We start from the raw sequence: 1784 nt of genomic DNA, 5'->3' as shown, positions 1-1784 counted from the left end.
CACCCAACCAATGCCAACAGAAAACCAAACGCCACTTTCTTTTCCGTTGTGGTCATCGGACCTAACTGAGACAGCGCCTCACGTCCCATCACTTTGGCTTCAGGCGTGCGCTTCAGTTCAGGATTCACCAGCTTGTACACCAATAACGGCATCAAACAAAAGCAGACCAGGGCAGGAACCACAGCGGCAATAAACCAACCGCTCCAGGTGATTTCAACGCCCAGCGAGCTTTTTGCCAGACTGCTCACTAAGGGATTCGCGGCCATACCGGTCAGGAAAATGGCACCGGTAATCGGGGTAAACTGAAAGCAGACCATGGTCAGGAAATCCCCGATCTTTTTGCCGCTTTCACCCGGAGCCGATCCCAATACGGTATTGATAGAGCGCGCGATGGGGAAGATGATTCCCCCTGAACGGGCGGTTACCGAGGGCATTGCGGGTGCCATAATCAAATCGGAAATACCCAGTGAATAGGCAATACCCAGACTGCTTCCGCCAAACAAAGAAAGCATCTTATAAGCAATACGCTTACCCAGCCCTGAAGTGACAAAGCCCAAAGACAGGATATAAGCGCAGAAAATCAACCACACGGTGCCGCTGGCAAAACCAGACAGCGCTTTTGCTTCGGTAAGCGTTTGGGTGAAGATAGCCACGCAAAGCGCGATTAGCATCACCGCCCCCGAGGGCAATGGCTGCGTCAAGATGGCTGCGATGGTAGCAGCAAAAATGGCGAACATATGCCATGCCTGGGGCGAAAGGTTGGCAGGTACGGGAGCAAGCCAGATAGCGATGCCCAACACAATGGGCACCGCTACGGCGAACACCTTTTTCCCTGTGGATGAATCCGATGACATAATCATCTCCTCATTCGTAGAGCGGGTGAACGCCGGACATTACGACCGGCTGGCAGAGCTTTTCAGCACTTGATCGACCATTTCTGGCGCCATACCCAGATAGTTGGTCGGATCGGTCAAACGCTCAATCAGTTCCGGAGCCAGACGGTCCGCCACGTTCGGCATCGCATTGAGCACATCCGCCAGTCTGCCGCCCTTCTCATTCACGATACGACAGGCGTCGTAGACAATATCGTGCGCATCCTGCCGACCAATATAAGGCGCCAGCCCCATCATGACGGCTTCTGCTACGATAAGTCCTTTGGTCATATCGAGATTACGCGCCATCGCCTGCTCGTCCACGATCAGACCGCTGAGCATAAAGTTGGCCTGATGCAGAGCACCGGCGGAGAGAATGAAGCTTTCAGGAATGGCGATCCATTCTGCATGCCACGGCCCGGTGGCGCGTTCGAGATCCTGCACCATGGCATCTAGCATCAAACCGGCTTGCTGCCGCACGCCTTTGGCACATGCCAGCATCAATTCGCTCGAAATAGGATTACGTTTTTGCGGCATGGTGCTGCTGGCACCGCGGCCTTTCACAAAGGGTTCATACAGTTCGCCAAACTCATTGGATGCCATCAACATCACGTCATAGGCAATCTTGCCCAGCGAACCGGTCATCAGCGCCAGCAGGTTAACCGCTTCGGCAAAACCATCGCGCGCCACATGCCAGGTAGAGACAGGCACACCCAATCCCAGCTCTTCCATCAGCGCTTTCTGAACCTCCAGGCCTTTATCACCCAGAGAGGCCAGCGTTCCGGCGGCACCGGCAAATTCCCCAACCAGAATGCGAGGACGCGCCTGATCCAGACGCTCCTGATGGCGATCGAACATATCCAACCAGATAGCCGCTTTATAGCCGAAGGTTACCGGCAACGCCTGCTGCAA

At 54.8% G+C, this 1784-nt stretch carries 2 protein-coding genes; both read right to left on the bottom strand.

What is annotated here, in order from left to right; translation table 11 throughout:
* On the bottom strand, window positions 1-854 hold an 854-nt coding region (locus J5224_RS26440), incomplete at its 3' end, for an anion permease (RefSeq protein WP_264628142.1).
* Window positions 855-893: 39 nt separating this feature from the next.
* Window positions 894-1784 (bottom strand): adenylosuccinate lyase family protein (locus J5224_RS26435; protein ID WP_264628141.1); only part of this gene is annotated, 891 nt, incomplete at its 5' end.

The organism is Candidatus Symbiopectobacterium sp. NZEC135 (assembly GCF_025962695.1).
Note: the sequence above shows the minus strand (reverse complement) of the source record. Positions and strands in the feature narration are given on the sequence as shown.